The 830-nt window shown below is 69.5% G+C and carries 1 protein-coding gene; it reads right to left on the bottom strand.

What is annotated here, in order from left to right:
* The coding region (locus FLX08_RS39990; protein WP_142625444.1) for a sugar phosphate isomerase/epimerase family protein at positions 1 to 830 on the bottom strand (830 nt) is incomplete at both ends.

Here is an 830-nt window from a genome sequence, read left to right as displayed (position 1 = left end):
CGGAAGCACTCCTCCCACGGCACGTCGCCCCGCCCGGTGGACACGAAGTCCCACCCGCGGCGGGGATCGGCCCAGGCCAGGTGTGAGGCCAGCCGGCCGCGCCGGCCGTCGCGGGTGGCGACCCGGGCGTCCTTGCAGTCGACGTGGTAGATCTTGTCGGCGAAGTCGAGGATGAAGTTCGCCGGGTCCAGGCCCTGCCACACCATGTGCGAGGGGTCCCAGTTCAGCCCGAAGGCCGGCCGGTGCCCGATGGCCTCCAGCGTCCGCACCGTGGTGTGGTAGTCGTAGGCGATCTCGCTGGGGTGCACCTCGTGCGCGAACCGCACGCCCACCTCGTCGAAGACGTCCAGGATCGGGTTGAAGCGGTCGGCGAAGTCCTGGTAGCCGGCCTCGATCATGGACGGCGGCACCGGCGGGAACATCGCCAGGGTGTGCCAGATGGAGGAGCCGGTGAAGCCGACGACGGTCGTGACGCCGAGTTTGGCCGCCGCGCGGGCGGTGTCCTTGAGTTCCTCGGCGGCGCGCTGCCGTACGCCTTCGGGTTCGCCGTCGCCCCAGATGCGGGCGGGCAGGATGCCCTTGTGGCGTTCGTCGATGGGGTGGTCGCAGACGGCCTGGCTGAGGAGGTGGTTGGAGATCGTCCACACCCCGAGGTTGTACTTGGCCAGGGTCTCCTTCTTGCGTTCGACGTAGGAGTCGTCGGCGAGGGCCTTGTCGACCTCGAAGTGGTCGCCCCAGCAGGCGATCTCCAGGCCGTCGTAGCCCCATTCCGAGGCCAGCCGGCAGACCTCCTCGAACGGCAGGTCCGCCCACTGCCCCGTGAACAACGT

Source organism: Microbispora hainanensis (assembly GCF_006874475.1).
In the GTDB taxonomy this organism is placed as follows: Bacteria; Actinomycetota; Actinomycetes; order Streptosporangiales; family Streptosporangiaceae; genus Microbispora; species Microbispora hainanensis.
Note: the sequence above shows the minus strand (reverse complement) of the source record. Positions and strands in the feature narration are given on the sequence as shown.